Source organism: Jeotgalibacillus proteolyticus (assembly GCF_050107735.1).
GTDB lineage: Bacteria > Bacillota > Bacilli > Bacillales > Jeotgalibacillaceae > Jeotgalibacillus > Jeotgalibacillus proteolyticus_A.
Genome location: NZ_JBNILO010000003.1, coordinates 142,451 through 166,654 on the forward strand (window position 1 = coordinate 142,451; position 24,204 = coordinate 166,654).

Below are 24,204 nucleotides of genomic sequence, written 5' to 3' on the forward strand. Positions count from 1 at the left end.
ATGTATAAGTCCTCCTCAAGTTTAAATGCACATTAGCTGTTCGTTAAAAATGCTATGAAATTCATTTTTTAATCAATCCATACTAGAGAAAAATTATCCGAATTTTAGCAACAGATTTATTATGAATTACTTATTATTGGGTGTCAATGGCTTTCAGATTCGTGTTCTGATGACTGATCTTTATTCTCGTCTAACTCCTGTTCACCGTGCAGCAACAAATGAAGCTCCTCTTCATTTAACTCCACATTTTGTGAAGAAGTCTTGTATTCATTGCGCGTCGTCCAGTTCATATAATCTCCGGCCTTAATAGTAAGAATGTCATTTACCACTGCATAAAGGGGAATTTCATCATTACACTTCCTCCATTTTTTCTGCACCAGGTACTGCCAAAGGGCTTGTTCTGTCACAGAATCGTAACCATATAGATGAAGTTCTTCCCTTTTACTGCTAAGTGCAGGTCCTAATTGAACGACCACTTCTTCAAATGAAGTATGTTTATCCATTTTTCTCCCCCTATAAATTGGCCTATCTTTATATTTTCGTCATAGGCTGTCCTATTACGAGCATATGGTTAATTGTACCGAAAAAAGTTCTCTTTGAGAAGGTGGATTGCCAATTGTCTACATTTATAAGAGGAACCTTGATTCTTATTTTTGCAGCTATGCTGACGAAAGTATTGGGGTTCATCCATCGTATGGTGCTTGCAAGAATGGTCGGCGAAGAAGGCGTCGGTCTTTATATGATGACCTTTCCTACATTAATGCTTGTCATTACGATTACACAGCTCGGTCTTCCTGTTGCAATCGCAAAATATGTATCTGAAGCGACGGCAAAAAGAGATGAACAGGTTGTCCAGCGAATCCTGAACGTTTCCCTCATAATCACGGGTACTCTTGCTTTGACCTTTACTCCAGTGATGTTTTTACTTGCTCCATTTCTAACGGAAACATTATTTGCAGATGACAGAACCTTTTGGCCGTTCGTCGCCATTCTTCCCGTTGTGCCTATTGCTGCATTTTCAGCTGTACTAAGAGGGTACTTTCAGGGGAAACAGCAAATGGGTGTCACGGCAGTCGGGTCAATCATTGAACAGCTTATCCGCCTTGTCCTGCTTTACATACTCGTTGGAATGCTTTTGCCAATGGGCATTGAATATGCTGCTGCCGGTGCCATGCTTGCCTCAATCGGCGGGGAGTTATTATCGCTTGGTTATTTGTACCTTCACTTTGTTTATTCCAGAAGAAAAATACACATTCAAGCCGGGAACGGGGGGCAGCCTCCACGCAAAACCATTGCAAAGCAGCTTCTCAGCATTGCCCTTCCTTCCACCGGCAGCCGGATGATTGGATCGATCGCCTGGTTTTTAGAACCGATACTCGTGATGCAATGTTTGACAATGGTGGGCTTCACAGCTGCATTTGCCACAAAAGAATACGGGATGCTGACCGGTTTTGTACTGCCGCTGCTCTTGCTGCCTTCTTTTATCACCGTTTCACTCAGCACAGCTTTGGTTCCTGCAATTAGTGAAGCGAAAGCAAAAAATCAGTTTGTAACCGTCGAGCACCGGATTCAGCAGGCACTGAGAATTTCGCTTGTGACCGGCGGACTTTTTTCAATTCTTCTGCTGACACATGGGACATACCTTCTTGAGGCTCTCTATCATTCCACTAATGGTGCAAACCTGCTGCACTTTATGGCAGTGCTGTTTATTTTTTATTACTACCAGGGCCCTCTTCATGCAGTTCTCCAGGCATACGATGCGGCTGGTGCGGCCATGATGAACAGTCTGATTGGTGCTGTAGTAAAGCTTGTCGTAATGGCTGCATTAATGCTGCAGCCCGGTATGGGGATAACCGGGGCGGCTATTGGCATTATGGTGGGGCTGGTAATGGTTACACTGCTTCATTTTTTCACTATGAGAAAGCTTGTACCGATCAAAATCCCTTACGCACAATATGGAGCCGTTGCCTTGTTGATGCTCTGCATGTATGTACTTGAAAAAAAGCTTTTTTCTTCACTTCTTCCTGATTATTTCATGCACCCGCTTATCACAATGGTGATCCTGATTGGAATCTATCTAGTTCTGGGGCGCTTTTTAAATGTCATTAAACAAGAGGATTGGTCATTTTTTTCAAGCTGGAGAAAAAAAGGATAAATTTATTGTCCCGTGCTGACATACCATTTTCCGTCCTCAAATGAACAAAAGAATATTTTATCCAATTGATCATATCCTTCTTTTTTCAGCTCAGCCCTAAGCCATTGTTCATCTCTGTGTATGCTGGATAAATGGTCTTTCTGTATTATACCGTCCATGACAAGTGGAAGAGACAATTCACCTTCTTTTCTTCCTTTTCTCAAAACGGTGAGAATCCCGGACGGTTCAAGAATGGCAAATTCCACATCATGCAGATTGAAAATTTCTTTTTCACGCAGCTGCTGCATTAAGTCATCAATGTTGTAACGGTTTCTGCGCATTTCGTCTTTCATTAACTGTCCGTTTCTAATTAGGACAGAGGGTTTGCCGTCCACTAAATCCCTAAACGACTTATTTCTTAATGAAAACCAGGAAAGCAGAACCTGAAGAGACATGAGCAAAAGCATGGGAAAAACAGCTTTAAACATATTGACATAAGGATCTTCAATCGCAAAAACAGCTACTTCACCAATCATCATAAAAACAATAAGATCCAATAAGCTCAGTTCCCCCACTTCACGCTTGCCCATTAATCGAAAAATAAGCAGGACAAGGCCATATAAGATAACGGTTCTAATTCCAACCAAAATATATTCCTCCGCCAATGGCCACACCCTCTCAAACACAGCTTTTTATCATTTAGTATGACCTGCTTAGCAGATCCTTACACAAAAGAACAGGAGGATGGATATGTCTGAATGGCTTAAGATCGGAAAAGGAATTACGTATGGGGTAATCGTCATTGCCATTGCTGTTCTCACCATTTCAATCATTATGGCTACTTTACTCGCGTTAACTCCATTGAAAGAACTTGAGATGGAAAAATGGCTGAACGGGTCTATGTTTGCAGTAGTTTTAACAGGCTCCATCGTGGGCGGCGCTGTCTCAAAAGTAAAAGGGCTGTTTGTTGGAGGAATCATTGGCGTGATCATGGCCGCACTTTCGTTTCTATTATCCGCTGAAGGGGCAGCCTGGACTGAGTCTATTCTACATGCCTCACTCACATTGTTTATCTCTCTTGTGGGGGGGATTGCGGGAGTGAATCTTTTTGGAGGAAAAGGAGAAAAAGCCTGATAAAAAAGCTGACGAGTTTTCACTCGCCAGCTTTTTTTATATGGGATTACATTCCCGTTTGCTTGTCTACAACCTCACGCACTGCATTTCGATCGTACGTTAGACGGCTGCCATCGCCGCATTTTAAGATAACCTGTCCTTCGTCAAGTGCATCAATAATGCCATGAAGGCCACCAATCGTCACAACTTTATCACCTTTTGCAAGGCTGCTTTGCATTTCAACTACCTTCTTCTGACGCTTTTGCTGCGGGCGAATCAAAAAAAGATACATTAAGGCAAACATTAAAATAAGCGGTACTAAAGTAATCAACGTTTCCATATTGCTTTAACTCCTCCTTCCTGCCGTTCAATCTATTAAAAGTTTTTTGCGTTCGGCTTATTGAAACCGTATTGTTCAAAAAACTCTTCCCGGAAATCGCCCAGACGGTCTTCTTTAATCGCCTGGCGAACTTGCCCCATTAAGTTTATCAGAAAATGCAGGTTATGATAAGTAGTAAGTCTAATTCCGAACGTTTCTTCACATTTAATCAAATGCCTGATATAGGCACGGCTATAGTTTTTGCACACGTGGCAGTCACAATTCGGATCGATCGGTCCAAAATCACGGGCATATTTCGCATTTTTCACGACAAGTCTTCCTTCACTTGTCATAAGCGTGCCATTCCGGGCAATTCTTGTTGGCAGGACACAGTCAAACATATCAATGCCTCTCATTGCTCCATCAATCAATGAATCCGGTGATCCTACCCCCATTAAATAGCGCGGTTTATTTTCCGGCATCCATGGAGTTGTAAACTCAAGCACTCTGTTCATAACATCCTTCGGCTCTCCTACTGATAATCCGCCAACCGCATAACCGGGGAAATCCATGGAAACTAGATCCTTTGCACTTTGCTTTCGCAGCGCTTCATATTCTCCGCCTTGTATAATGCCGAAAAGACCCTGATCCTGCGGACGCGAGTGTGCTTCAAGACAGCGCTCTGCCCATCTTGTCGTCCGCTCCACGGAATCCTTCATGTATTTTTCTTCGGCAGGATAAGGCGGACATTCATCAAAGGCCATCATAATATCAGAGCCAAGTGCATTTTGAATTTCCATTGCTTTTTCCGGACTCAAAAACAACTTGTCTCCGTTAATATGATTTCGAAAATGGACGCCTTCTTCTTTAATGTCGCGAAACTTGCTAAGAGAAAATACCTGGAAGCCGCCGGAATCCGTTAAAATCGGTTTATTCCAGTTCATAAACTTGTGCAGTCCGCCAGCTTCTTTAATAATATCATGACCGGGGCGAAGCCATAAATGGTAGGTGTTGCTTAAAATAATCCCAGCGCCAAGCTCGGTTAAATCCTCTGGAGACATTGTTTTCACAGTCGCCATTGTTCCTACCGGCATAAAAGCAGGTGTTTCAAAGGAGCCGTGCGGAGTATGCACGATGCCGAGCCTCGCTCCAGTTTGCTTGCATGTTTTAATATGTTCATAACGTATAGCAGTCAATTTAGTTACTTCCTCTCTATTTAATTAACATGGCATCGCCGAAGCTGAAGAAGCGGTATTTTTCTTTAACGGCTTCCTCATAGGCCGCGAGCGTTTGATTTTGGCCGGCTAGTGCGCTCACAAGCATGATCAAAGTTGATTTCGGCAAATGGAAATTCGTCAGCAGAGCATCCACTGCTTTAAATGTGTAACCTGGATAAATAAAAATATTGGTCCACCCGCTCGATGCTTTAAATCTTCCATTAGCATCCGCAATCGTTTCGAGCGTTCTCGTCGAGGTCGTTCCAACGGTTACAATTTTTCCACCCGAATTGCGCACTGCATTTAATGTCTGAGCCGTTTCTTCGCTCAGCTGATAATATTCACTGTGCATATCATGTTCTTCAATTGAATCAACAGAGACCGGACGGAAGGTGCCAAGTCCAACATGAAGAGTGATAAAGGCAATATTTACCCCTTTGCGCTTTAACGATTCAAGAAGCTCATCTGTAAAATGCAGTCCAGCCGTAGGGGCAGCAGCCGAACCTCTTTCTTTGGCAAAAACCGTCTGGTAGCGGTCACGATCATCCAGTTTTTCTTTTATATATGGCGGAAGCGGCATATCACCGAGCTCATCAAGCAGCTCATAAAAGATTCCTTCATACATAAACTCCATTATTCTTGAGCCCTGCTCGCCAATGGCCGTGCAGACTGCTTTCAGCTGACCGTCGCCAAATACGACAGTCGTGCCTACTTTCAACCGTTTTGCAGGCTTGGCAAGCGTTTCCCACTGATCACCTTCTATTTGTTTCAGCAAAAGCAGTTCGATTGCTGCACCCGTGTTTTCCTTTTCACCGATTAAACGGGCTGGCAGAACTTTGGTGTCATTTAAGACGAGACAGTCCCCTTTTTGAAGATAGTCTTCAATTGAGCGGAATGATTCGTGTGAAATACTGCCCGTCTTTTTATCGAGCACCATTAAGCGGCTAGATGTGCGGTCCTGCAGCGGCACCTGGGCAATTAATTCTTCAGGCAAATAAAAATCAAAATCTTGTATATCCAATTTCATTACTCCTAACTTTAGCGAAAACGACCGATAAGAAAGAAGATTCCTGTCAGAATCACACTAATTACAATTGACGTAACAATCGGAAAATAAACAGTCATGTTTTCACGTTTTATAACAATATCACCAGGCAATTTGCCAAGTTTAATAAATTGCATTACAAATCCTGCCACCAGAAGGACTGCACCAATCAGCATAATGGTTTTAGGTAAAGTCATTGGGGCAGCTCCATATTAAAATAATGATATACACTGTCTGTCACCATTCTCCCTCTTGGGGTACGCTGCAAAAATCCGATCTGCAGCAAGTACGGTTCATAGACATCTTCAATGGTGGCAGACTCTTCCCCAATGCTTGCAGCGATGGTGTCAAGACCTACCGGACCTCCCTTAAAGCGCTCGATGATCGCCAGGAGAAGTTTATGATCGATGTGATCGAGTCCAAGCTGATCTACCTGAAGAAGTTCAAGCGACTCCTGAGCGATAGGAAAAGTGATCGCCCCCTCCGCTCTGACCTGAGCATAATCCCGCACTCTTTTTAACAGGCGGTTTGCAATACGCGGAGTTCCACGGGACCTTCTGGCAATTTCAAGGGCGCCCTCGCGATCGATTTCGGTATTAAAAATGCTCGATGTTCTCTCAACGATGGTTATTAAATCTTTTTCTTCATAATATTCAAGTCTGCTTAACACCCCAAAACGATCCCGAAGCGGCGCTGAGATGGCCCCCGCTCTTGTCGTGGCGCCAACCAGAGTGAACGGCGGAAGATCAAGCCTGACAGAACGGGCACTGGGTCCGGTGCCGATTACAATATCAAGGCAGAAATCTTCCATCGCCGGGTAAAGAACTTCTTCAATTGCCCTGGGCAGACGGTGAATCTCATCAATGAACAGTACATCGCCTGGCTCCAATGAGGACAATATAGCGGCAAGATCCCCCGGGCGCTCTATCGCCGGTCCGGCGGTCGTACGCATATTCACGCCCATTTCGTTTGCAATAACAGATGCCAAGGTTGTTTTCCCCAGACCCGGAGGACCATAGAGAAGAACATGATCAAGCGTTTCTTCCCTGTTTCTGGCTGCTTGTATAAAAATCTCGAGGTTGCTTTTCACACGGTCCTGTCCAATATACGTTTCTAGAAGCTGCGGCCGCAGTGTTTGTTCAAACGATTGTTCTTCGGTATCTTCCGCTTCGCTTGATAAAATCCGGTCTTCCATTCTTCGGTCCCCCCTCCACTTTTTCGGTTCCTTACGACAGCTTCAGCATCAGCTGCAATCCTTTTTTAATGTATTCGTCGGTCGTTAATGTTTCTTTACGCAGCGCAGGCTCCAATTTCTTTACCTCGCGCTCTGAGTAGCCAAGGGCTTTTAAAGCAAGAAGCGCTTCTTCCAGTTCTTTTTTATCAGTGAAGACATTACGGTCAGGATCTGCAAAAAGGTTTGGAAAATAGTCAGGCACAACATCCTGAAGATTCCCTTTTAAATCCAGAATCATTTGTCTGGCTGTTTTCTTGCCTACACCTGGAAACTTCGTTAAGAAGGTTTCGTTTTCATTTTCAATTGCCTGGATAACCTGCTCAGGCGCACCGGAAGCCAAAATCGCCAAAGCTCCTTTTGGTCCAATGCCTGACACGTTGAGAAGTTTCATAAACAGCAGCTTTTCTTCCATCGAAGGAAAACCAAATAATGAAATCTGGTCCTCGCGTACATGCTGATAGATGTATAGTTGAGCAGGCTTCCCCTGTTTTGGGGACATAACAAATGGATTAGGCATAAATAGCTGATAGCCAATCCCCTGATGGTCAAGCACAATATATTCTGTACTAATAGATGCGATTTCACCCTTTATGTATTCATACATTTCTAAATTCGTCCCTTCAAGTCCATTCTTCATTGTATCATATTTTTATCTGAAGATAATTTAATGAATTTGTGACAGAAAAACAAAACGTCTGTTCTTATCTTAACAGACCTTTGCGTTTTCTTCAGCAATTATAGAACCTAAGGGACCATTTTAATTCAAACAAAAAACAGCCGGCATCACGAGTCGGCTGTTTTAAGGTGATATAGTACTGTAACCACTGTAAATAGCCAGCGGGGATAATTCTTCTACCTGTGATCGGAAAACCACTTCTTCTTTTGACATGGTGACAAGCTGCCAGGCTGTATACTTCGCCCAGAAGTCCTCCATTGCCATTACTTCCTCCGTTCGTGTCTCTACTTTTTTGTCTCCATCCTCATAAATGGTCTCAAGCGTTACAGAAATGGTGTGTACTTCTTCTCCAAAAGCAGTGTGGTATGTTAATCCATTTAGTAGGAAAAGCGCAAAAGCTGCAAAAAGTACATTTGATACAAGCTTGATCAATTCAAACACCTCCTTAAAGGTAGTGTCCCTATAGAATCACTCCTTTATACATAAAAAGGCATCTGAATTATGACATTTTTGTCATTAGCTCTTTTAATACTTCCATGTTCTCATGTTCCCATTTTTCATCATAGCCTATGCGCAGACCCCGATCCACTCCCTGAGCTGCCCGGTACGCTGCTTTATCCTGTGACACATAAATCTCATAGTCATCTCCTGCATGATCTCTCACCACGTTATATACTTGTGTTTCAACATCTTCATCATTTGAGTGGGTGACTGCTGCAGCTATTTCCTTTTCATGAACGATCACTTTCACATAATCCACACCGTCTATTTTTTCCACCAGCTTGGTCAGCTGATCTGAAAATTCTCCTTGATGGATCTGTTCCCTTGCTCCTGAATTCTGTACCCATAAACCATCCAGCTCCTTGATATCCCGATCTTCATTTTGATCAAACCGGTCATTTTCTCTTGAGAGTACAGGCGGCTTCTGGTGAGGATCTGCTCCTTGATAATCTGAATAACAGCCTGACATAATAAACATGAAAAATAATAGTCCTGCATATTTTTTCATTTGATTGCCCTCCATTTGTTTATGGATAGCTTTTGATAAAATGATAAGGTTCATTCCTTTGTCACCTGTCCAATTAATACCGTTTTTTGTATGTAAAAAGAAGACGAAGGGATCGTCTTCTTGATTGGAAAATCTATGTTACTTACCTTCGTCTTTTTCTTCATAAAAACGCGGCATTGGCTGCATCATGCCCGGATTCATTCCCGGCATTCCGTATGGCTCAAACCCCTGACTGTTCATCATTCCAGGACCTTGATTCATCATTCCAGGACTCATTCCCTGACCATTCATCATCATTCCATTCATTCCCTGGCCGTTCATCATCATTCCAGGATCCATTCCCTGACCGTTCATCATTCCATTCATTCCCTGGCCGTTCATCATCATCCCAGGATCCATTCCCTGGCCGTTCATCATCATTCCATTCGTTCCCTGACCATTCATGCCAGGATCCATTCCTTGACCGTACATCATGCCCTGAACTCCATTCTGTTCAGGCTGGCCCATAGGCATATTGCCCATTCCCATAAAAGGCTGATTCATTCCAGGTCCATAGCCTCCCATATGCGGGTTATTGCCATATGGCATCTGCTGGCCCCATGGATTCATCTGGTGCATATGGTGCGGATGATGCATTTGATTTCCGCAGCCGCATGGTTTTTTCATATGCTGGCCCGCTCCTGCAGTCTGCTGAGGATTCCATTGAGGCATTTCCATGCAATCATGTGGATGCGGCATCATTTGCGTACCTTGAACCTGAGGAGAGGGCATCATTCCGTGATCATTATGCATTTCGTGATGTGGATGCGGCATCATCTGGGCTCCCTGAACTTGAGGCATGCCCATAGGGTGAGGAAACGGATAGTCAAAGCCATCTCCCGGCATAATAGGCGTTACAGGCTGACAATCTTCCGGCATTTGCGGCATCCCTTGCTGTACTCCCTCTACGGCAGGCTTTTCTTTCATTTCTTTTTTCGTCTCTTGCTTTACTTCTTTTTTCACTTCTTTTTTAGGCGAAGGGGCTTTGGGAAGCTCCGGTAAAGGCATATGAGGCATCGGCATTTGAATTGGCTGCTGATGGTACTGCGGCTGAGATTGGTGCAGCTGCAGGTTATATGTTTGATGAATATCAATCTCCGGCTGCATCATAATTGGTTTTTGCTGCGGAATGGGCATCGGCATTGGCTGAAACTGCATTTTAGGTTTCTGCTCTACATAAGGATGCTCAACCACCGATTCTTTTACTACCGTTTCTTTTACCACTACTTCTTTACTTGCTTTACCATTTGATGGCACCTTGATCTTCATGCCAGGCATTATCATATCCGGATTAGAAAGCTGCGTGTTCGCTGCTTTTAATTCTTCAAAAGAAACATTATATTTTTTGGCGATATTCCATAATGTATCTCCTTTTTGAACAACATGGATCTTCACACTATTCCCTCCTTTATGGATCATTCTTTATATCCTATGATTAACGCGGATATTTGCCACTTTTTTATCAAACAAAAGGGACCTTATGATACAATTACGACAAACATTATCGTGAAAGAGGTTGAAGAAATGCCAAGGGACAGGAAAATAAATGGGGATATTCGCAGACAAAAGATTTTAGACAAGCTAAGGAACTCTCAATCCCCTGTAACAGGAGGAGAGCTTGCTTCAGTCATGAATGTCAGCAGGCAGGTGATTGTCAGTGATATTACACTATTAAAAGCAAAGCAGGAGCCGATACTTGCGACCAGTCAGGGCTACCTTTATATGCCTCAGCCGCAGACTGCAAAAATCACAAAAACCATTGTCTGCAAACATACGCCGGAGCAGTCTGAAAAAGAGATGCTGATAATAGTGGAGGGTGGTGCATCCATCAGGAATGTGTCAATCGAGCATCCGGTGTATGGAGATTTGACTGCTTCCATGATGCTTCATACCGTAACGGATGTGAAGAATTTTATGGAGAAAATTACTGCTACAGATGCCTCTTTTTTATCCCAGCTGACCGACGGGATTCATTTGCATGAAATTGAAGGTGAGTCTGAACCCTTGCTCCAGAAAATTGAAGATGCGCTGGATGAAGCAGGAATCCTGGTTAAAGATTAATAAGCAGCAAAAAAGCCGCCGAATCCTTTGCAGCAGGAAGGACTTCGGCGGCTTTTGTGTTTTTCAAGCTGTTTAATTTGCGGGTATAGAGTATTTTTGATAGCTTCCAAGCACTTTAACTGTGCAGCCAACGGCTTCAAGTTCATCAATAGCGCCTTTCATCAATACTCCTTCCATTGCCTGTTCAACATCAATAATAAAAAAATAATTGCCAAGACCCGTCTTAAGCGGACGGGATTCTATTTTGCTTAAATTTAAATGACGCCAGGAAAAAGCGGAAAGGACCTGATGCAGTTTCCCTGGTCTATCATCAGAAGGCAGCGTCACCATAAGTGTTGATTTTTGAGAACCACCTTCAAGAGCCAGGCTGTCTGCTGAGGACTCCCTCGAAAGCACGACAAATCGAGTATGATTAAAGTGAAAATCATGTATGTTTTCTTCTACAATGGTTAACCCATATGTACGCGCAGCAAGAGCATTCCCAATCGCACCCACGTTCTCATCCGGATGCTCACTGACGTAACGGGCCGCGGCGGCTGTTGACGTGGACGGTTCAAGCGTCCTGCCTCGAAAACGGTAATAAAGATACTTATGGCATTGTGCAAGTGCATGGGAATGGGACTTTATTTTACTCACACTCTCCCACCTGGATTGATTTAACGGATGCACCATTAAATGCTGTTCAATGGGAGATACGAGTTCTGCTGTAATATGAACGTCCACATCATGAAAAAGATAATCCACTGTGATCGGGACAGACCCCTCAAGCGCATTTTCCAGCGGGACAACTGCTCTGTCTGCCTGAGAAGCAGTCAGGGCTTCCAGACAATCAGGGATTGTATCGTAGGACACAAGTTCGGCCTCTGCAAATGCTTTTTTTACTGCGTGGTGCGTAAAAGAAGCTTCAGGTCCTAAATATGCAACTTTCATCTGATCACCTCTTTTAAGGATGTTTAAGCACCTGACCCAAGCACTTCTACTTTTTCCACAAACTCAAGCCGCTTCAATCTCGACATCATTTCATCCAAAGAAACCGCCATATCTGTAACATTCAGTGATAACGTCACATTTGCTCTTCCCTGCAGCGGAATCGTCTGATGAATCGTTAAAATATTACATTGACAGGTAGCCACAACACCAAGGAGTTCCGACAAGGTGCCTGATCGATCCTCTAAATGAAAGAAGAGCGTGATGATTTGCTCCTTTACCACTGTATGAAAAGGAAAAACCGTATCACGATATTTATAAAAAGCACTTCGACTAAGATCGACTTGTCTCACCGCTTCCCAAACTGAATCGGCTTTCCCGCGCTCAAGCAGTTCTTTAGCATCGAGCGTTTTTTTCATGGCTTCAGGAAGGATATCTTCCCTGACGAGGTAAAATTTTTCATCCAGGACTTTTTTTGTCACCGTCTTCACTCCCATATAAATGTGTCAGTTACTAATCTACAAAATCAAATTCAAATTCAACAATTTTAACTGTATCGCCATTCTCAGCTCCACGGTCGCGCAGCGCATCATCGATTCCCATAGCACGCAGCTGGCGGGCAAATCGGCGTATGGATTCTTCACGGCTGAAATCAGTCATTTTAAACAGACGTTCAATTGAATCACCGGTAATGACAAAGCTGCCATCCGGATCACGAGAAATTTTAAACTCTTCCTGCACACCATCGTGTTTATATAAAACGCGATTGATGGTCTCATCCACTTCTGCTTCTTGAAGAGGGAATTCAGGCGTTTGTTCAATTAAATCTGCCACTGTGTATGTTAAATCTTTTAATCCCTGTCTTGAAATAGCGGAAATCGGAAACACTTTTACATCCGGTCCCACTTTTTCCTTGAAGATCTTCAGATTTTCTTCAGATTCCGGCATATCCATTTTATTGGCGACAACCACTTGGGGACGCTCTGTCAAACGAAGATTATATTCTTTTAATTCATTATTAATCGTTACATAATCCTCATATGGATCGCGTCCTTCCAGTGCAGACATATCCACCACATGGACAATTACACGCGTCCGCTCAATATGGCGGAGAAATTGATGACCGAGTCCGACTCCTGTATGTGCTCCTTCAATTAAACCTGGAAGGTCGGCCATAACAAAGCTTCTTCCATCCTCTGTTTCCACCATTCCCAGATTTGGGGCAATTGTCGTAAAATGATACTCTGCAATTTTCGGCTTAGCAGAGGACACAACTGAAAGAAGAGTGGACTTTCCTACACTCGGAAAACCAACAAGTCCTACGTCTGCCAACAGCTTAAGTTCCATAATCACTTCTCGTTCCTGGCCAGGCTCCCCTTTTTCAGAAAGCTCAGGCGCAGGGTTGGCAGGTGTAGCAAAGCGGGAATTTCCCCGGCCTCCACGGCCGCCCTTCGCAATAATTGCCTGCTGGCCATGCTCTGTTAAATCAGCGATGACTTCTCCGCTGGCTTCATCTTTTACCACCGTGCCGGGCGGAACTTTTACAACCATATGCTGAGCGCCGCGGCCATGCTGATTTTTTGACATGCCATTTTCGCCTTTTGGGGCTTTAAAATGGCGCTGGTAACGAAAGTCCATTAAGGTTCTTAATCCTTCTTCCACTATAAAGACGACATTTGCGCCCTGTCCGCCGTCTCCGCCTGCAGGACCGCCTTTTGGTACATATTTTTCACGGCGGAATGCAACCATTCCATCCCCGCCGTCTCCACCTTTTACATAAATCTTGACCTGATCAACAAACATATGTGATCCTCCTTATTTCTTTAACGATCGTGGTTTTCAGCCCAGTTGAATGAAGTCTGCACGATAAAAGAATCCTCCGAACAGTCATTCCATTTTAATTGCGGCCCTTCTGATTCAGCCAAGACAGCGGCAGGCAGAGAGCTCAATGGTCCGCCTTCATATTCGAGTGTAATGATAAATGACGAACTGTCTTCATTCACTTGGAAAATTAAATATAATTCGTTTCCTGAACGGTCAGGAACCATCGATTCTATCTTGCCAACTGTGCTCTCTAACCATGAAAAAATAGGAGAATCCATCTCATGGGGGATTTTCCCCTGATTTAATAGCTCAAATTTTAAACATAGATTAGAACGCCGCTTCCAATTGTAGGTTAACAGCCATTCGCATAGCATGGGTGCACCAAGCAAAGACAGCTGCGCTTCCTGTCTCGCCTCAATGATAATTTCTTCAATAATTTCCTTTGCCCGATCAATATTCTCTAATTCTAAATTGCCCTTGATCATTTGCAAACGATTCATCCAATCATGCCGACTGTGCTGAAGTAATTCAAGAGCATGAGTTGCATCCTTCATCAGCATCCCCCTACCATCACCAATTATCCTGTACTTAAGTATACCAAAACCTTGGCCGGACTTCTAAAAAAGTTGCCGCTTCCTGCTGTTAGAAGAATTCTTATCATTTCATAGATAAGCGTCCTTTTAGCAGCAGGAACCATCACTTGCCGGCATGGCCACTGTACAAAACTTTTAAGGATTCACTCATCCTCTCAGCACGAAAGCGGTCGTCTAATGCACTGAAGAAAACCAGCGGTAAATGAAAGCTGAGCTGAAAAAAAAGAAAACTCTAACCGAATACGGCCAGAGTTTCTTATACCTTACGCTTCCTGAACTACAGGATATACGCTGACTTTCTTCTTATCGCGGCCTACACGCTCGTAGCGCACTACGCCGTCTGCTTTAGCGAAAAGAGTGTCATCGCCTCCGCGTCCTACGTTAGCTCCAGGATAAATCTTAGTTCCACGCTGACGGAAAAGGATTGAACCACCCGTAACGAACTGTCCATCCGCACGCTTAGCGCCTAGACGCTTTGAGATTGAATCACGACCGTTCTTAGTAGAACCTACTCCTTTTTTCGATGCGAAAAATTGAAGATCTAATCTTAACATTTACTCCACCTCCCACTTATTTGAAGGTTATTTTGATATATTGTCCATACTCACGTTCGATCGATTGCAGCGATACAATCATTCCTTCAAGCAGGAGCTGAACCCGCTCATCATCAGCTTTTTCAGCATCAGAAGGAAGATCTATCCGCAAATAGCCTCCGCCAGAGGACTGCTCAATGATCGGTTCTACAGCAGTAAGCGCATAAATTGCATTTACCGCTCCGAATGAAACAGCAGAAGCACCGGCACAAACCAGATCCTTTCCTGACTCATCCCAATCAGCATGTCCATCCATCTGAAAAGCTTTTATACGGTTATCGTCACGTTCTATGATCACTTGTATCATATCATCCAGCCTTATGCGTTGATTTTGCCAATCACAACTTTCGTGTATGGTTGACGATGTCCCAGTTTACGATGTTGGTTTTTCTTTGGCTTGTATTTGAAAACAGTGATCTTTTTAGCGCGACCCTGTTTTTCAACAGTACCTGTAACCGTTGCTCCATCCACTAGTGGACTTCCAACTTTCACATCACTTCCGCCTACGAATAAAACCTTGTTAAACGTTACTTCTTCGCCAGCTTCAACATTCAGCTTTTCGATGTAAACCTCTTGGCCTTCAACAACTTTAATTTGCTTGCCGCCAGTTTCAATAATTGCGTACATTCTCCTGCACCTCCTTAAATCACTCAGACTCGCCATCTAACAGGTGATCTTTTAAGATACTTAAACCTGTAATGCGCGGTTGTAGCACGGGTGCTACAAACAGTAACATATGAATGTTATCACAAATGAATGGCGCATGTCAACGGTTTTTAAGCGTATTTCTTACTCACGAAATCCGTTTAATAGAATAAATAGGATGGTTGTGAGAAATCTCTTTAAAATCGATTGAAAAACCAAGTAATTCCTCTAACTCTTTTGCAAATGAACCATTTTTCCCATTAAAGGCAGCAATAATTTCTTTTGTTGCTTCCACCTCGACTTCAACATCAATTTCCCTTCTTTTCTCGAATAGTTCACGTTCCAATTGAAAGGCAAGAGATTCAGGAGAGAGCACTCTTCCTTTACCACTGCATACAGGGCATCGGACCGTTCTTAATTCCTCTGTCGAAGGCCTCGTTTTTTTGCGGGTGAGTAAAAATAAACTTAGCGGCGTAAATCCTATTACTTCTACGTGCTTAAAGTCTTGAGCTGCACGCTTTTCTATCAGCCTAGTCACAGAGTTAATATCTTCCTGCTCATTCATGTTAATAAAATCGATCGCGACGATGCCGCTGATATCCCGAAGCTGAAGCTGATGCATCAATTCAAGAGCCGCCCGCTCATTTATTTTCCGGATCATATCCCGATTGTTTCCCGACCGCGCAAGCTTGCCTGAATTCACATCGACAACAGTCATGGCCTCAGTGCTTTCGATTACAATGGAAATCCCATCATTTAACCATACCACTTTTTTTAACACCTTTTCATCAATAGAATGGAAGCCTTTTGAGTGAAAGATATTTTCATCGCCTCTGTAGTGCTCACCTTGCCATTGCACCGATGGATTGGATAACAGGATTTCCTTAACAGCCTGATGCATCTCCGGATCGTCCACCCATATCGTACCTTTTGAATGCTGCCCGATCAGTTTTTTAATGCTGTCGTTAAAGGCAGACCGTTCAAAAACTGCTGTGGTTGAAGAATTGGATGTACTCATTTTTTGTTCCCATTTTTTTATGGTTCCTCTTAGATCCTCTATTTCCTTAGACAGATCTTCGTCGGTCATTTCTTCAGCCTCGGTACGGAAAATTAAACCTCCGCTTTCTTTAAGCTGAATCCCTGCCCAGGCCGCCAGCTTTTGACGGGCAGAGCCGCTTTCAATTTTTTTCGAAATGGTAACACTTTGTCCATAAGGAAAATACACCATGCCTCTCCCTGTACATTCAATATTGCAGGTTAGCAGCGCTCCTTTAGTTTCGGATTCATCTTTACGGACCTGCACCATCAGCTTCTGGCCCTGGTGCAGCACTGAGTGGATGGGTTCTTTTTTAGCTGCCCATGGAATTTCCTGGAGAGAAAGATACCCGTTTTTTCTGCTGTCAAAAGAAACAAACGCTGCGTTTAAAGAAGATTTTACAGAGTGCACGACCCCCGCATACACATTGCCGACCTTAGACGGTTGATCAGGAGGGTAAATCTCGTACCTCATTGCTTTATTTCCCTGTAAAAACAGCCATCTTTTTTCACGTTCTCTGGCATTAATAATAATCTGATTTTCCAAAGCTTCTTTTCTTCCTCTCAAATTAATCTGTTGATTGCAGTATAGCATGATTGCTCCAGGCAGCATACGCATCAACTGAAGAGGCTTATTTTTGAAGAAGGGACGACAGCGTCCTGGACGAGTTTCCATGTTTAAAATAATATTCAATAACGGAATGATCCGGAACCAGACCGATTGTTTTTTGATTATTTTTTATAATAATCATGTCCCTTTGACCTTTCTTCAGTGAGTGCAATACTTGGCTGATCGGGTCCTGCAAGGTGAGATGGATCATCCGCGGCAGATGTGCCGGCGGAGCACGTTTAGATAGCCGTTCGAGCCAAAATTGTCTTTCAAGAATATGACGGTGCTTCCAATGTAAAAAGCAGCTAAATACCACGTAAACTAACACAAACACCCATTGAACTGTCAGTCCGAGGTAAAAAAATACAATTAAAAATGTGACCGCTGTACCTGATAAGCTGATGAGAATTGTTTCCTTCACCGCCTGCTTATAGGAGGTGATTTTAGCTAAAAGTAAAAAAAGGATTCTGCCCCCGTCAAGCGGCCAAATAGGAAGAAGATTAAATAGAAGCAAAGTAAGATTAATTTGCTGGAAAAGTGCGTAGTACGACCACTCTTGAAGAAGCCAAAATGCTGCCGCCCCAATAAAAACATGCTGTATAGGGCCCGCCGCCACGACTGCAAGCTCTTCTGCAAGCGGACGGTCCAGTATGCCTTCCACTTCCAGTTTCCCTCCAAAAGGCAGAAGTGAGATGGAAACGATCTTCCAGCGAAAGTACCAGGCAGCTGCTGTGTGGCCGCATTCATGAATCACGATAATCAGAAATAACAGGAAAAAGGAAATAAACTGACCGGTTACAAAAGAAATGCCGGCCAGCGACCAGGTTAAAGGATGAATGGATAGTTTGATCCTGACATTACTGTTCATTTTCTAAAAATAATTCAGACGGATCCAGGAAGCCCTGCTTATCCCGAACTGAAAACATGAATCCCCCGTCCCCCACAACTTGTCCGACTATTTGGCCGCGCTGCACATGATCAAATGGACGAAATGAGGCAGGATCAATCCCTTCGTAAATTGTTTCCCGATCATCAGCATGCTGAATCACCATCATCTTTTCATCTTCAGCTGTGCTTATGTAAAGAACAATACCTGATTCAGTTGCGTATACATTTTCTCCTTTTCCTGCTGAAATCACCAGCTGATCGCCTTGCTTGGACATAGTTGAATCAGAAAAAGAAGAAACAGGGGCGGCATACAACAATTCTGAGCTGTATACGGCTGATTGCGGCCCGGATTCAGAGTAGCCAAGATAGCCTCCCCATTTTTCCTGGAGAGAAGCAAAGGAAAAAGTAGTAGCAGCTAATGTAATAATTGGTTCCTTTACTTTGTCAGGAATTGATTGCGGGTGGTCGTGAATCCAAAGAGCAGCGGCAACGATTACTACTGACACGATGGATTTAACTAGCAGCCGGTTCACAAACCAGTATGCATGATCTTGCGGAGAAGATGAAGAGGGCTCCTGCTTTTGCGCTGGCGCAGTTCTTCGCGGAGTACTTTTTCCGATTCTTCCCTTTCTTTTTTCAGCAGCTTGCATTTTGATCAATGATGGATGCCTCATCTTTTCACTCCTCTTGTTAAGCAGTTTCTGTACTCTAACCATATGGCGAAGAAAAGAAAAATATGAAAAAACTGACCCCCGCATCCTTGAGGGTCAGTTTGAAAACCTTGTCTATAAGATAAATGATTATAATGGCTTTCCGCTCGTATACATCCATTATTTTTTGGACATAAAACCAAACAACTTTTGAAAAAACGTTTTTTTCTCTTCTGTTAATGACATGAGTGGAATCGATTCACCGAGGATTCGCCTCGCAATATTCCGGTAAGCTAATGATGCTTTATTGTCGGGGTTCATTGCGATAGGCTCCCCCTTATTCGAAGCTGTTATTACCTGGTCGTCATCTACTACAATCCCAAGAAGATCGATGGACAAATGTGTGGTAATTTCGTCAATATCAAGCATATCGCCTGATTCCATCAAGTGGTTCCGGATCCGGTTAATGATCAGCATGGGAGGGTCAATTTCCTCCTGTTCGAGCAGTCCGACAATCCGGTCTGCATCACGCACAGCAGAGCGTTCAGGTGTGGTGACCACAATTGCTTTATTCGCACCTGCAATCGCATTTTTATAGCCCTGCTCAATTCCTGCAGGACAGTCAATCAAAATGTAGTCATAGTCCTGCTTCAACTGATCCACAAGCTCTCTCATTTGAGCCGGATCGACAGCTGACTTGTCACTCGTTTGAGCAGCCGGAAGAAGATACAGAAGATCATCAAAACGTTTATCTTTTACAAGCGCCTGATGCACTTTGCAGCGTCCTTCAATTACATCCACTAAATCATAGATGATTCGGTTTTCAAGACCCAGAACCACATCCAGATTACGCAGGCCGATATCTGTGTCAATCAAACAAACTTTTTTTCCTTGCATCGCTATAGCGGTTCCAAGGTTTGCGGTAGTGGTCGTTTTTCCTACTCCGCCTTTTCCAGAGGTAATAACGATTGCATCGCCCACTTTACATTCCCCCTTTGTAATTCGTGATGAACGGCCGTATATGCCTTAACACCTGAAGCCGGTCCACCACGATTTGTTCTGTTTCGTCTATGTAGGCGCATTCCATTTCATGTGAATCATAATCATTTTTGTCCAAATCAGGCGCACGGTTTAAATATTTGGATATTCTTAATTGGGACGGTAGCATTTGTGAAGCTGCGATAACAGCATCTTCATTTCCGTAACATCCGGCATGCGCGATTCCTTTTAACGTTCCCAAGATATAAATATTCCCGCCGGCTCTGATCATTCCTCCCGGGTTTACATCACCAATCAATAGGAAGTCACCTTCCACATCAATGACCTGACCGGAGCGGACGATTCCTGCAATAGTCGACATCTCGCGCTGACGGATAATTTGTTCAGCGAGATCGACCGTAATCACATTGCTTTGAATCTCATCAACTATAAGACTTTTTTGGCTTTTCACAATTTCTCTTAATTCCTCTTGCTGGTCTTCGGTTAAAAAGCGGTTACCTGCTTCAATTTTCACAGATATTACATGCTGATCATCCATCGCCTTGTATTGTACAGCTAATTTTTCAATCAGCTCTTCTTTTAACAGGTCATACCCGCAACGATCATCCAGTTTTAGAATGAAGCCGTCTTTTGTACCTTTAATCATGACATTTTGCCGATTACCCATTTTTTCACCTCAATACCCTTGCATTCACTTTCTTGTTAGTCCTCCAAATGTGCATGCTGCAAATTCCCGATCCATGATTTTAAAGGATAAGCAAGCAGCAGCAAAAATAGAGAATTAAAAAGGAGTGTGGAATATAATCGCTGTGTCAGAAACGTCTTAAAGTCTATACCAGCAACCCCGATCAGTACATTAAACTGGTAAACGGCACATTCCATAAGTGCAATAAGGAAAAGTCCGAGCAGTCCAACTACGATTAGGTTCTGAGTAATAAATTTCAATATATATAAAGCTATATATATCAATAAAGGAAATAAAAACATATAAATGCCGATAATACCTGTAAAAAACACGTCGTATAAAAGCCCGAAGGTAAATCCATAAATATAAGCGGTTTTTGGCTTATAGTACACGCTAAGAAGCAGGATAAATAAAAACAAAAAGCGCGGAACGAGAAATCTGGTTTCGCCATACGCTTCAATTGGAGAAAATGTTGCAAAAATACTCTCACTGTAAAAAATAACAACGCCAAGAATCGGAAGAATTAAACGCGTCATTCTTCTTCCTCCTCACCCTGGCTGTCCTCTTCAATTTCATCCTGTCCTGCAGCTGTCCGCTCAATGACCATTACATGTTCCAGGTCATACAGGCTTGACGCCGGCTTCACATAAGCTGTTTGGGTGAGTCCGTATTCATCGGGTGACACCTCTGTGACTTCCCCGATCAGCAGGTCTTTAGGAAAGACACCGCCTAACCCGGATGTGATCACTTTTGATCCTACTTCAACTTCCTGATCGAACGGAATTTTTTTTACCATCAGCTCATCCCGCGAAAGATCAAAGCCTTCCACAAGTCCAAACACATTGGATTCCTCTGACTGAATTAAAGCAGAAACGCGGTTATTAGGATTTCTGGCACTTAATAGTTCCACCGTTGAAGTAAACTGGCTTGTATCTTTTATTCTGCCGATCATACCGCTTGCTGTCTGAACAGCCATGTCTTTTTCAATTCCGTTAATCTGGCCTTTATCAATAATAATAGATTCCTGCCACTGATCAGGGTTTCTTGCAATAACTGTTGCATTTACAACGTTAAAATCCCGTAAATTCTCTTCAATCTCTACGATTTCACGCAGCTCTTCATTATCACGGGTTAAGTCCGTCACCTGAGTTTGAAGAAGCACCAATTCTTCCAATCTCGCTTTCAGCGTTTGATTTTCAGAGTAGGTATTTGTCAGGTCCTGTACATTTTCGATGATGCCTTGCGTGAATCCGGCTGGCTTGGAAGCGATATTCTGCCCAAAACCTACGATGTCCTTTGCAAATTGCTCCGGCCAGGAAATTTTATCTCTTTCGCCTAAAGAAAAGCCAATTAGCGCAACCAGCAGAATAATACTGAGCAGGAGCACAATAAGCCGTTTGTTCATAAAAAATGGGGGCATGATTTAAAACACCTCAATTAAAGTAAACGCGATTATTTTTGCTTTTTAAAGTAATCAATATTGTCCAATGCTTTTCCGGTTCCGATTGCAACACAATCTAAAGGCTCTTCGGCAATATGCACAGGCATTTCTGTTTCCCGTGTAATCATTTCATCAAGCTTTCTTAGCAGTGCGCCGCCGCCTGTCAGTACAATCCCCCGGTCCATGATATCAGCCGAAAGCTCCGGCGGGGTTTTTTCAAGCGTGCTCTTCACTGAATCAATAATCGAAGTAACGGTATCTGATAAAGCCTGTGTAATTTCTGTTTCGGCAATTTGAATCGTCTTAGGAAGACCTGTCAGTAAATCACGGCCCCTGATGTCCATTTCTCTCGGCTCATCCGATACAATAGCCGAACCGATTTCAATTTTGATCATTTCGGCTGTCCGCTCACCAATCATTAAATTATACTGCTTTCTTATATAGGAGATAATCGAATCATCCATCTCATCCCCTGCCACGCGGATCGACTCGCTTGTGACGATACCGCCGAGTGAAATAACAGCTACTTCTGTTGTTCCGCCCCCGATGTCCACAACCATGCTTCCAGTTGGTTCCCATACAGGAAGGTTGGCGCCTATAGCTGCAGCAAAAGGCTCTTCAATCGGAAATGCATCACGCGCTCCCGCCTGTCTTGCTGCATCAATAACGGCTCTGCGTTCAACCGAAGTGATTCCTGAGGGCACGCAGACCATAACATAAGGCTTGCGTGAAGAAAATCCGCTGTTTTTTAATGCCTGATTCATGTAGTACTTCATCATCGTAGATGTTGTTTCAAAATCAGCAATTACGCCATCTTTCATCGGACGAAGCGCGACAATATTCCCCGGCGTTCTTCCGATCATGTTTCTCGCTTCATTTCCCACCGCAACAATATCTTTTGTATCCTGGCGCAAAGCCACAACGGACGGCTCGCGCACAACAATACCTTTTCCTTTTATGTAAACGAGTGTATTTGCTGTTCCTAAATCGATTCCAATATCTTTTGATCCAAACATGGAGTATCTCCCTTTCTAATTCCACTGCTAAAAAGTGCCTGACTTTATTCTAGCACTCTTGCAAAAACCATAGCTTTTATTATATATCACCCAACATTAAAATAACAGAGTTACATATACCCTTTTTCCTTTAAGCTGACATACTTCTTATCTCCAATGATTAAATGGTCAAGCACTTCAATGCCTATCATCTTTCCGCACTCTACTAATCTTCTAGTTACATCAATATCTTCCTTCGACGGCGCCGGGTCTCCACTCGGGTGATTATGTGCACAAACAATCGAGGCAGCTGAACGTCTGAACGCTTCTTTAAAAACCTCTCTCGGATGAACAATGGAAGCATTAAGACTGCCGATAAAAATGGTCTGCTGATGCATCACCTGATTTTTTGTATTCAGATAAAGGCAGACAAAATGCTCCTGCTGCAAAAACCGCATATCATTCATTAGAAAATTCGCCCCGTCTTCAGGCGAACGGATTACGTAGCGGTCTTCAAAGGTCAGGTTGGAAATACGCCGGCCAATCTCAATCGCTGCCATTACCTGGACAGCTTTAGCCTGACCGATCCCGCTGATTGTCATAATTTCTTCAAGAGAGGCCTCTTTTAATAGACGTAAACCCTCGAACTGATGTAACAGACGATTTGAAAGATTTAAGACAGATTCTTTTCTAGTGCCTGTTCGGAGCAAGATAGCAATGAGCTCCTGATTGGATAAACTTTGGGGGCCTTGTGTGATGAGGCGTTCTCTGGGGCGGTCTTCTTCAGCAAAATCCCTTATCATTAATGTTGTCTGAGGCTTGGTAATCAACAGGTATCCTCCTTAAATTTCCGGGGAAAAAGCTGCATCAGCTTTGCATAAAAGCTGCGATCTCACGATGTAGTCTGGAAACAGGCAGGCCCATAACGGTGTAATAATCTCCTTTTATATGCTTCACAAACAAAGCTCCTCCGCTTTGAATTCCATAGCCGCCAGCTTTATCATAAGGGTCAGCTGTTTTAGCATAGGCAGTAATTTCTTCTTTGCTAAGCGGCCAAAATGTTACATCAACCCGCTCAGCGAATTCAACTTTACGCAGCGGTGAAACGATGCAGACGCCTGTCCATACAGTATGAGTGTTACCCGACAGCTCTTCAAGCATGCTGACTGCCTCTTTTTCATCCCTTGGTTTTCCAAGTATTTTTTTGCCTGCAACAATCGTATCGCAGCCAATCACAACCGATTGCGGAAATCGGCGTGCTACTTCCTCCGCCTTTCCTTCTGCGAGGCGGAGGACTGTTTTTTCAGGGTCTTCATCTGGTGAAAATGTTTCCTCATAGGAACTTGGGTGAACTGAAAATGGGAAGGGTAAGTAGGAGAGTAATTCTTTTCTTCTGGGTGAGGACGAAGCTAAAATGATTTGGGACATGAATGGCACCTCTTAACATGGAATTAGAATGGGAGATACGCTTA

Annotated in this window: 31 protein-coding genes and 1 other annotated feature; of the genes, 3 read left to right on the forward strand and 28 right to left on the reverse strand. The window is 43.4% G+C overall.

Translation table 11 applies throughout. The features are described 5' to 3' along the window. Positions 1–143 precede the first annotated feature (143 nt). A complete protein-coding gene (locus tag ACQCT8_RS06015; RefSeq protein WP_426869384.1) occupies positions 144–503 on the reverse strand; it encodes a post-transcriptional regulator in 360 nt (119 codons plus the stop codon). 113 nt (positions 504–616) lie between these two features. Here ACQCT8_RS06015 and spoVB point away from each other — a divergent pair, with 113 nt between their 5' ends. Further along, positions 617–2,155 carry a stage V sporulation protein B gene (gene spoVB / locus ACQCT8_RS06020; RefSeq protein ID WP_426869385.1) on the forward strand — a complete coding sequence of 513 codons (1,539 nt, stop codon included), beginning with the start codon at positions 617–619 and terminating at the stop codon, positions 2,153–2,155. A gap of 2 nt (positions 2,156–2,157) precedes the next feature. Here the strand turns inward: spoVB and ACQCT8_RS06025 are convergent, their stop codons facing one another. Then, positions 2,158–2,799, reverse strand: coding sequence for a DUF421 domain-containing protein (locus ACQCT8_RS06025; protein WP_426869387.1), 642 nt, complete (start codon positions 2,797–2,799; stop codon positions 2,158–2,160). A gap of 85 nt (positions 2,800–2,884) precedes the next feature. On the opposite strand from ACQCT8_RS06025, the gene ACQCT8_RS06030 reads away from it, so the two are divergent. Then, positions 2,885–3,268 (forward strand): TIGR04086 family membrane protein, encoded by a 384-nt coding sequence (locus ACQCT8_RS06030; protein ID WP_426869388.1) that lies wholly within the window; start codon positions 2,885–2,887, stop codon positions 3,266–3,268. A 46-nt stretch (positions 3,269–3,314) separates the two neighbouring features. On the opposite strand, the gene yajC is transcribed toward ACQCT8_RS06030, so the two are convergent. The 9 genes from yajC to safA all read right to left on the reverse strand — a co-directional run bounded on the left by yajC (position 3,315) and on the right by safA (position 10,181). Continuing rightward, positions 3,315–3,587 carry a preprotein translocase subunit YajC gene (yajC, locus tag ACQCT8_RS06035; RefSeq protein WP_426869390.1) on the reverse strand — a complete coding sequence of 91 codons (273 nt, stop codon included), beginning with the start codon at positions 3,585–3,587 and terminating at the stop codon, positions 3,315–3,317. A gap of 35 nt (positions 3,588–3,622) precedes the next feature. Next, positions 3,623–4,762, reverse strand: a complete 1,140-nt coding sequence (gene tgt, locus ACQCT8_RS06040; protein ID WP_426869392.1) for a tRNA guanosine(34) transglycosylase Tgt — start codon at positions 4,760–4,762, stop codon at positions 3,623–3,625. A 16-nt stretch (positions 4,763–4,778) separates the two neighbouring features. After that, the gene (queA, locus tag ACQCT8_RS06045; protein WP_426869393.1) at positions 4,779–5,810 is read right to left on the reverse strand and encodes a tRNA preQ1(34) S-adenosylmethionine ribosyltransferase-isomerase QueA; all 1,032 of its coding nucleotides are present in this window, start codon (positions 5,808–5,810) and stop codon (positions 4,779–4,781) included. Between the two features lie 11 nt (positions 5,811–5,821). Then, positions 5,822–6,025, reverse strand: a complete 204-nt coding sequence (locus tag ACQCT8_RS06050) for a DUF2905 domain-containing protein (RefSeq protein WP_426869395.1) — start codon at positions 6,023–6,025, stop codon at positions 5,822–5,824. Continuing rightward, positions 6,022–7,023 carry a Holliday junction branch migration DNA helicase RuvB gene (gene ruvB / locus ACQCT8_RS06055; RefSeq protein WP_426869397.1) on the reverse strand — a complete coding sequence of 334 codons (1,002 nt, stop codon included), beginning with the start codon at positions 7,021–7,023 and terminating at the stop codon, positions 6,022–6,024. The genes ACQCT8_RS06050 and ruvB overlap by 4 nt, the downstream gene beginning before the upstream one ends. Positions 7,024–7,054: 31 nt before the next feature. Next, positions 7,055–7,666, reverse strand: coding sequence for a Holliday junction branch migration protein RuvA (gene ruvA / locus ACQCT8_RS06060; RefSeq protein ID WP_426869399.1), 612 nt, complete (start codon positions 7,664–7,666; stop codon positions 7,055–7,057). 195 nt (positions 7,667–7,861) lie between these two features. Further along, positions 7,862–8,170: a BofC N-terminal domain-containing protein gene (locus ACQCT8_RS06065; RefSeq protein WP_426869401.1), complete on the reverse strand. Its 309-nt coding sequence runs from the start codon at positions 8,168–8,170 to the stop codon at positions 7,862–7,864. Positions 8,171–8,237: 67 nt separating this feature from the next. Beyond that, positions 8,238–8,801 carry a YhcN/YlaJ family sporulation lipoprotein gene (locus ACQCT8_RS06070; RefSeq protein WP_426869403.1) on the reverse strand — a complete coding sequence of 188 codons (564 nt, stop codon included), beginning with the start codon at positions 8,799–8,801 and terminating at the stop codon, positions 8,238–8,240. Positions 8,802–8,885: 84 nt separating this feature from the next. After that, positions 8,886–10,181 (reverse strand): SafA/ExsA family spore coat assembly protein, encoded by a 1,296-nt coding sequence (gene safA / locus ACQCT8_RS06075; RefSeq protein WP_426869405.1) that lies wholly within the window; start codon positions 10,179–10,181, stop codon positions 8,886–8,888. A 129-nt stretch (positions 10,182–10,310) separates the two neighbouring features. On the opposite strand from safA, the gene ACQCT8_RS06080 reads away from it, so the two are divergent. Continuing rightward, positions 10,311–10,847 carry a transcription repressor NadR gene (locus ACQCT8_RS06080; protein ID WP_426869407.1) on the forward strand — a complete coding sequence of 179 codons (537 nt, stop codon included), beginning with the start codon at positions 10,311–10,313 and terminating at the stop codon, positions 10,845–10,847. 72 nt (positions 10,848–10,919) lie between these two features. On the opposite strand, the gene pheA is transcribed toward ACQCT8_RS06080, so the two are convergent. The 17 genes from pheA to ACQCT8_RS06165 all read right to left on the reverse strand — a co-directional run bounded on the left by pheA (position 10,920) and on the right by ACQCT8_RS06165 (position 24,160). After that, complete coding sequence (gene pheA / locus ACQCT8_RS06085) at positions 10,920–11,777, reverse strand: prephenate dehydratase (RefSeq protein ID WP_426869409.1); 858 nt, start codon at positions 11,775–11,777, stop codon at positions 10,920–10,922. A 23-nt stretch (positions 11,778–11,800) separates the two neighbouring features. Then, a complete protein-coding gene (locus ACQCT8_RS06090; protein WP_426869411.1) occupies positions 11,801–12,271 on the reverse strand; it encodes an ACT domain-containing protein in 471 nt (156 codons plus the stop codon). A 16-nt stretch (positions 12,272–12,287) separates the two neighbouring features. Beyond that, positions 12,288–13,577 (reverse strand): GTPase ObgE, encoded by a 1,290-nt coding sequence (obgE, locus tag ACQCT8_RS06095; RefSeq protein ID WP_426869413.1) that lies wholly within the window; start codon positions 13,575–13,577, stop codon positions 12,288–12,290. 20 nt (positions 13,578–13,597) lie between these two features. Continuing rightward, complete coding sequence (locus ACQCT8_RS06100; protein ID WP_426869415.1) at positions 13,598–14,152, reverse strand: Spo0B domain-containing protein; 555 nt, start codon at positions 14,150–14,152, stop codon at positions 13,598–13,600. Positions 14,153–14,454: 302 nt separating this feature from the next. Further along, on the reverse strand, positions 14,455–14,745 hold the full coding sequence (gene rpmA, locus ACQCT8_RS06105; protein ID WP_278239626.1) for a 50S ribosomal protein L27: 291 nt from the start codon (positions 14,743–14,745) through the stop codon (positions 14,455–14,457). 16 nt (positions 14,746–14,761) lie between these two features. Beyond that, complete coding sequence (locus ACQCT8_RS06110) at positions 14,762–15,091, reverse strand: ribosomal-processing cysteine protease Prp (RefSeq protein ID WP_426869418.1); 330 nt, start codon at positions 15,089–15,091, stop codon at positions 14,762–14,764. Positions 15,092–15,102: 11 nt separating this feature from the next. Beyond that, on the reverse strand, positions 15,103–15,411 hold the full coding sequence (gene rplU, locus ACQCT8_RS06115; protein ID WP_426869420.1) for a 50S ribosomal protein L21: 309 nt from the start codon (positions 15,409–15,411) through the stop codon (positions 15,103–15,105). Between the two features lie 15 nt (positions 15,412–15,426). Next, positions 15,427–15,502 (reverse strand) — a sequence feature (ribosomal protein L21 leader region). Positions 15,503–15,577: 75 nt separating this feature from the next. After that, complete coding sequence (locus ACQCT8_RS06120; RefSeq protein ID WP_426869422.1) at positions 15,578–17,011, reverse strand: ribonuclease E/G; 1,434 nt, start codon at positions 17,009–17,011, stop codon at positions 15,578–15,580. 85 nt (positions 17,012–17,096) lie between these two features. Then, positions 17,097–17,942, reverse strand: coding sequence for a site-2 protease family protein (locus ACQCT8_RS06125; protein ID WP_426869424.1), 846 nt, complete (start codon positions 17,940–17,942; stop codon positions 17,097–17,099). Beyond that, complete coding sequence (locus tag ACQCT8_RS06130; protein ID WP_426869428.1) at positions 17,932–18,636, reverse strand: peptidoglycan DD-metalloendopeptidase family protein; 705 nt, start codon at positions 18,634–18,636, stop codon at positions 17,932–17,934. The genes ACQCT8_RS06125 and ACQCT8_RS06130 overlap by 11 nt, the downstream gene beginning before the upstream one ends. A 156-nt stretch (positions 18,637–18,792) precedes the next feature. Further along, entirely contained in the window at positions 18,793–19,593 is an 801-nt protein-coding gene (gene minD / locus ACQCT8_RS06135; RefSeq protein ID WP_426869429.1) for a septum site-determining protein MinD, read from the reverse strand. Position 19,594: 1 nt separating this feature from the next. After that, entirely contained in the window at positions 19,595–20,278 is a 684-nt protein-coding gene (gene minC, locus ACQCT8_RS06140; RefSeq protein WP_426869431.1) for a septum site-determining protein MinC, read from the reverse strand. A gap of 35 nt (positions 20,279–20,313) precedes the next feature. Next, positions 20,314–20,832 (reverse strand): rod shape-determining protein MreD, encoded by a 519-nt coding sequence (mreD, locus tag ACQCT8_RS06145; RefSeq protein ID WP_426869433.1) that lies wholly within the window; start codon positions 20,830–20,832, stop codon positions 20,314–20,316. After that, positions 20,829–21,716 (reverse strand): rod shape-determining protein MreC, encoded by an 888-nt coding sequence (gene mreC, locus ACQCT8_RS06150; protein ID WP_426869435.1) that lies wholly within the window; start codon positions 21,714–21,716, stop codon positions 20,829–20,831. The genes mreD and mreC overlap by 4 nt, the downstream gene beginning before the upstream one ends. A gap of 32 nt (positions 21,717–21,748) precedes the next feature. Then, positions 21,749–22,753 carry a rod shape-determining protein gene (locus ACQCT8_RS06155; RefSeq protein ID WP_278239636.1) on the reverse strand — a complete coding sequence of 335 codons (1,005 nt, stop codon included), beginning with the start codon at positions 22,751–22,753 and terminating at the stop codon, positions 21,749–21,751. 110 nt (positions 22,754–22,863) lie between these two features. Further along, positions 22,864–23,535: a RadC family protein gene (radC, locus tag ACQCT8_RS06160; RefSeq protein WP_278239797.1), complete on the reverse strand. Its 672-nt coding sequence runs from the start codon at positions 23,533–23,535 to the stop codon at positions 22,864–22,866. A 64-nt stretch (positions 23,536–23,599) separates the two neighbouring features. Further along, positions 23,600–24,160: a Maf family protein gene (locus tag ACQCT8_RS06165; RefSeq protein WP_426869437.1), complete on the reverse strand. Its 561-nt coding sequence runs from the start codon at positions 24,158–24,160 to the stop codon at positions 23,600–23,602. Positions 24,161–24,204: the final 44 nt, after the last annotated feature.

Coding starts and splice junctions, on each gene's coding strand:
- ACQCT8_RS06070 (WP_426869403.1), bottom strand. CDS start 8,801: ATGAACCTTATCATTTTATCAAAAGCTATCCATAAACAAATGGAGGGC.
- pheA (WP_426869409.1), bottom strand. CDS start 11,777: ATGAAAGTTGCATATTTAGGACCTGAAGCTTCTTTTACGCACCACGCA.
- rpmA (WP_278239626.1), bottom strand. CDS start 14,745: ATGTTAAGATTAGATCTTCAATTTTTCGCATCGAAAAAAGGAGTAGGT.
- rplU (WP_426869420.1), bottom strand. CDS start 15,411: ATGTACGCAATTATTGAAACTGGCGGCAAGCAAATTAAAGTTGTTGAA.
- ruvB (WP_426869397.1), bottom strand. CDS start 7,023: ATGGAAGACCGGATTTTATCAAGCGAAGCGGAAGATACCGAAGAACAA.
- yajC (WP_426869390.1), bottom strand. CDS start 3,587: ATGGAAACGTTGATTACTTTAGTACCGCTTATTTTAATGTTTGCCTTA.
- obgE (WP_426869413.1), bottom strand. CDS start 13,577: ATGTTTGTTGATCAGGTCAAGATTTATGTAAAAGGTGGAGACGGCGGG.
- ACQCT8_RS06155 (WP_278239636.1), bottom strand. CDS start 22,753: ATGTTTGGATCAAAAGATATTGGAATCGATTTAGGAACAGCAAATACA.
- ACQCT8_RS06125 (WP_426869424.1), bottom strand. CDS start 17,942: ATGAACAGTAATGTCAGGATCAAACTATCCATTCATCCTTTAACCTGG.
- mreC (WP_426869435.1), bottom strand. CDS start 21,716: ATGCCCCCATTTTTTATGAACAAACGGCTTATTGTGCTCCTGCTCAGT.
- queA (WP_426869393.1), bottom strand. CDS start 5,810: ATGAAATTGGATATACAAGATTTTGATTTTTATTTGCCTGAAGAATTA.
- ACQCT8_RS06050 (WP_426869395.1), bottom strand. CDS start 6,025: ATGACTTTACCTAAAACCATTATGCTGATTGGTGCAGTCCTTCTGGTG.
- radC (WP_278239797.1), bottom strand. CDS start 23,535: ATGATAAGGGATTTTGCTGAAGAAGACCGCCCCAGAGAACGCCTCATC.
- mreD (WP_426869433.1), bottom strand. CDS start 20,832: ATGACGCGTTTAATTCTTCCGATTCTTGGCGTTGTTATTTTTTACAGT.
- ruvA (WP_426869399.1), bottom strand. CDS start 7,666: ATGTATGAATACATAAAGGGTGAAATCGCATCTATTAGTACAGAATAT.
- ACQCT8_RS06100 (WP_426869415.1), bottom strand. CDS start 14,152: ATGAAGGATGCAACTCATGCTCTTGAATTACTTCAGCACAGTCGGCAT.
- ACQCT8_RS06090 (WP_426869411.1), bottom strand. CDS start 12,271: ATGGGAGTGAAGACGGTGACAAAAAAAGTCCTGGATGAAAAATTTTAC.
- minC (WP_426869431.1), bottom strand. CDS start 20,278: ATGGGTAATCGGCAAAATGTCATGATTAAAGGTACAAAAGACGGCTTC.
- ACQCT8_RS06110 (WP_426869418.1), bottom strand. CDS start 15,091: ATGATACAAGTGATCATAGAACGTGACGATAACCGTATAAAAGCTTTT.
- ACQCT8_RS06030 (WP_426869388.1), top strand. CDS start 2,885: ATGTCTGAATGGCTTAAGATCGGAAAAGGAATTACGTATGGGGTAATC.
- ACQCT8_RS06130 (WP_426869428.1), bottom strand. CDS start 18,636: ATGAGGCATCCATCATTGATCAAAATGCAAGCTGCTGAAAAAAGAAAG.
- ACQCT8_RS06080 (WP_426869407.1), top strand. CDS start 10,311: ATGCCAAGGGACAGGAAAATAAATGGGGATATTCGCAGACAAAAGATT.
- ACQCT8_RS06015 (WP_426869384.1), bottom strand. CDS start 503: ATGGATAAACATACTTCATTTGAAGAAGTGGTCGTTCAATTAGGACCT.
- ACQCT8_RS06165 (WP_426869437.1), bottom strand. CDS start 24,160: ATGTCCCAAATCATTTTAGCTTCGTCCTCACCCAGAAGAAAAGAATTA.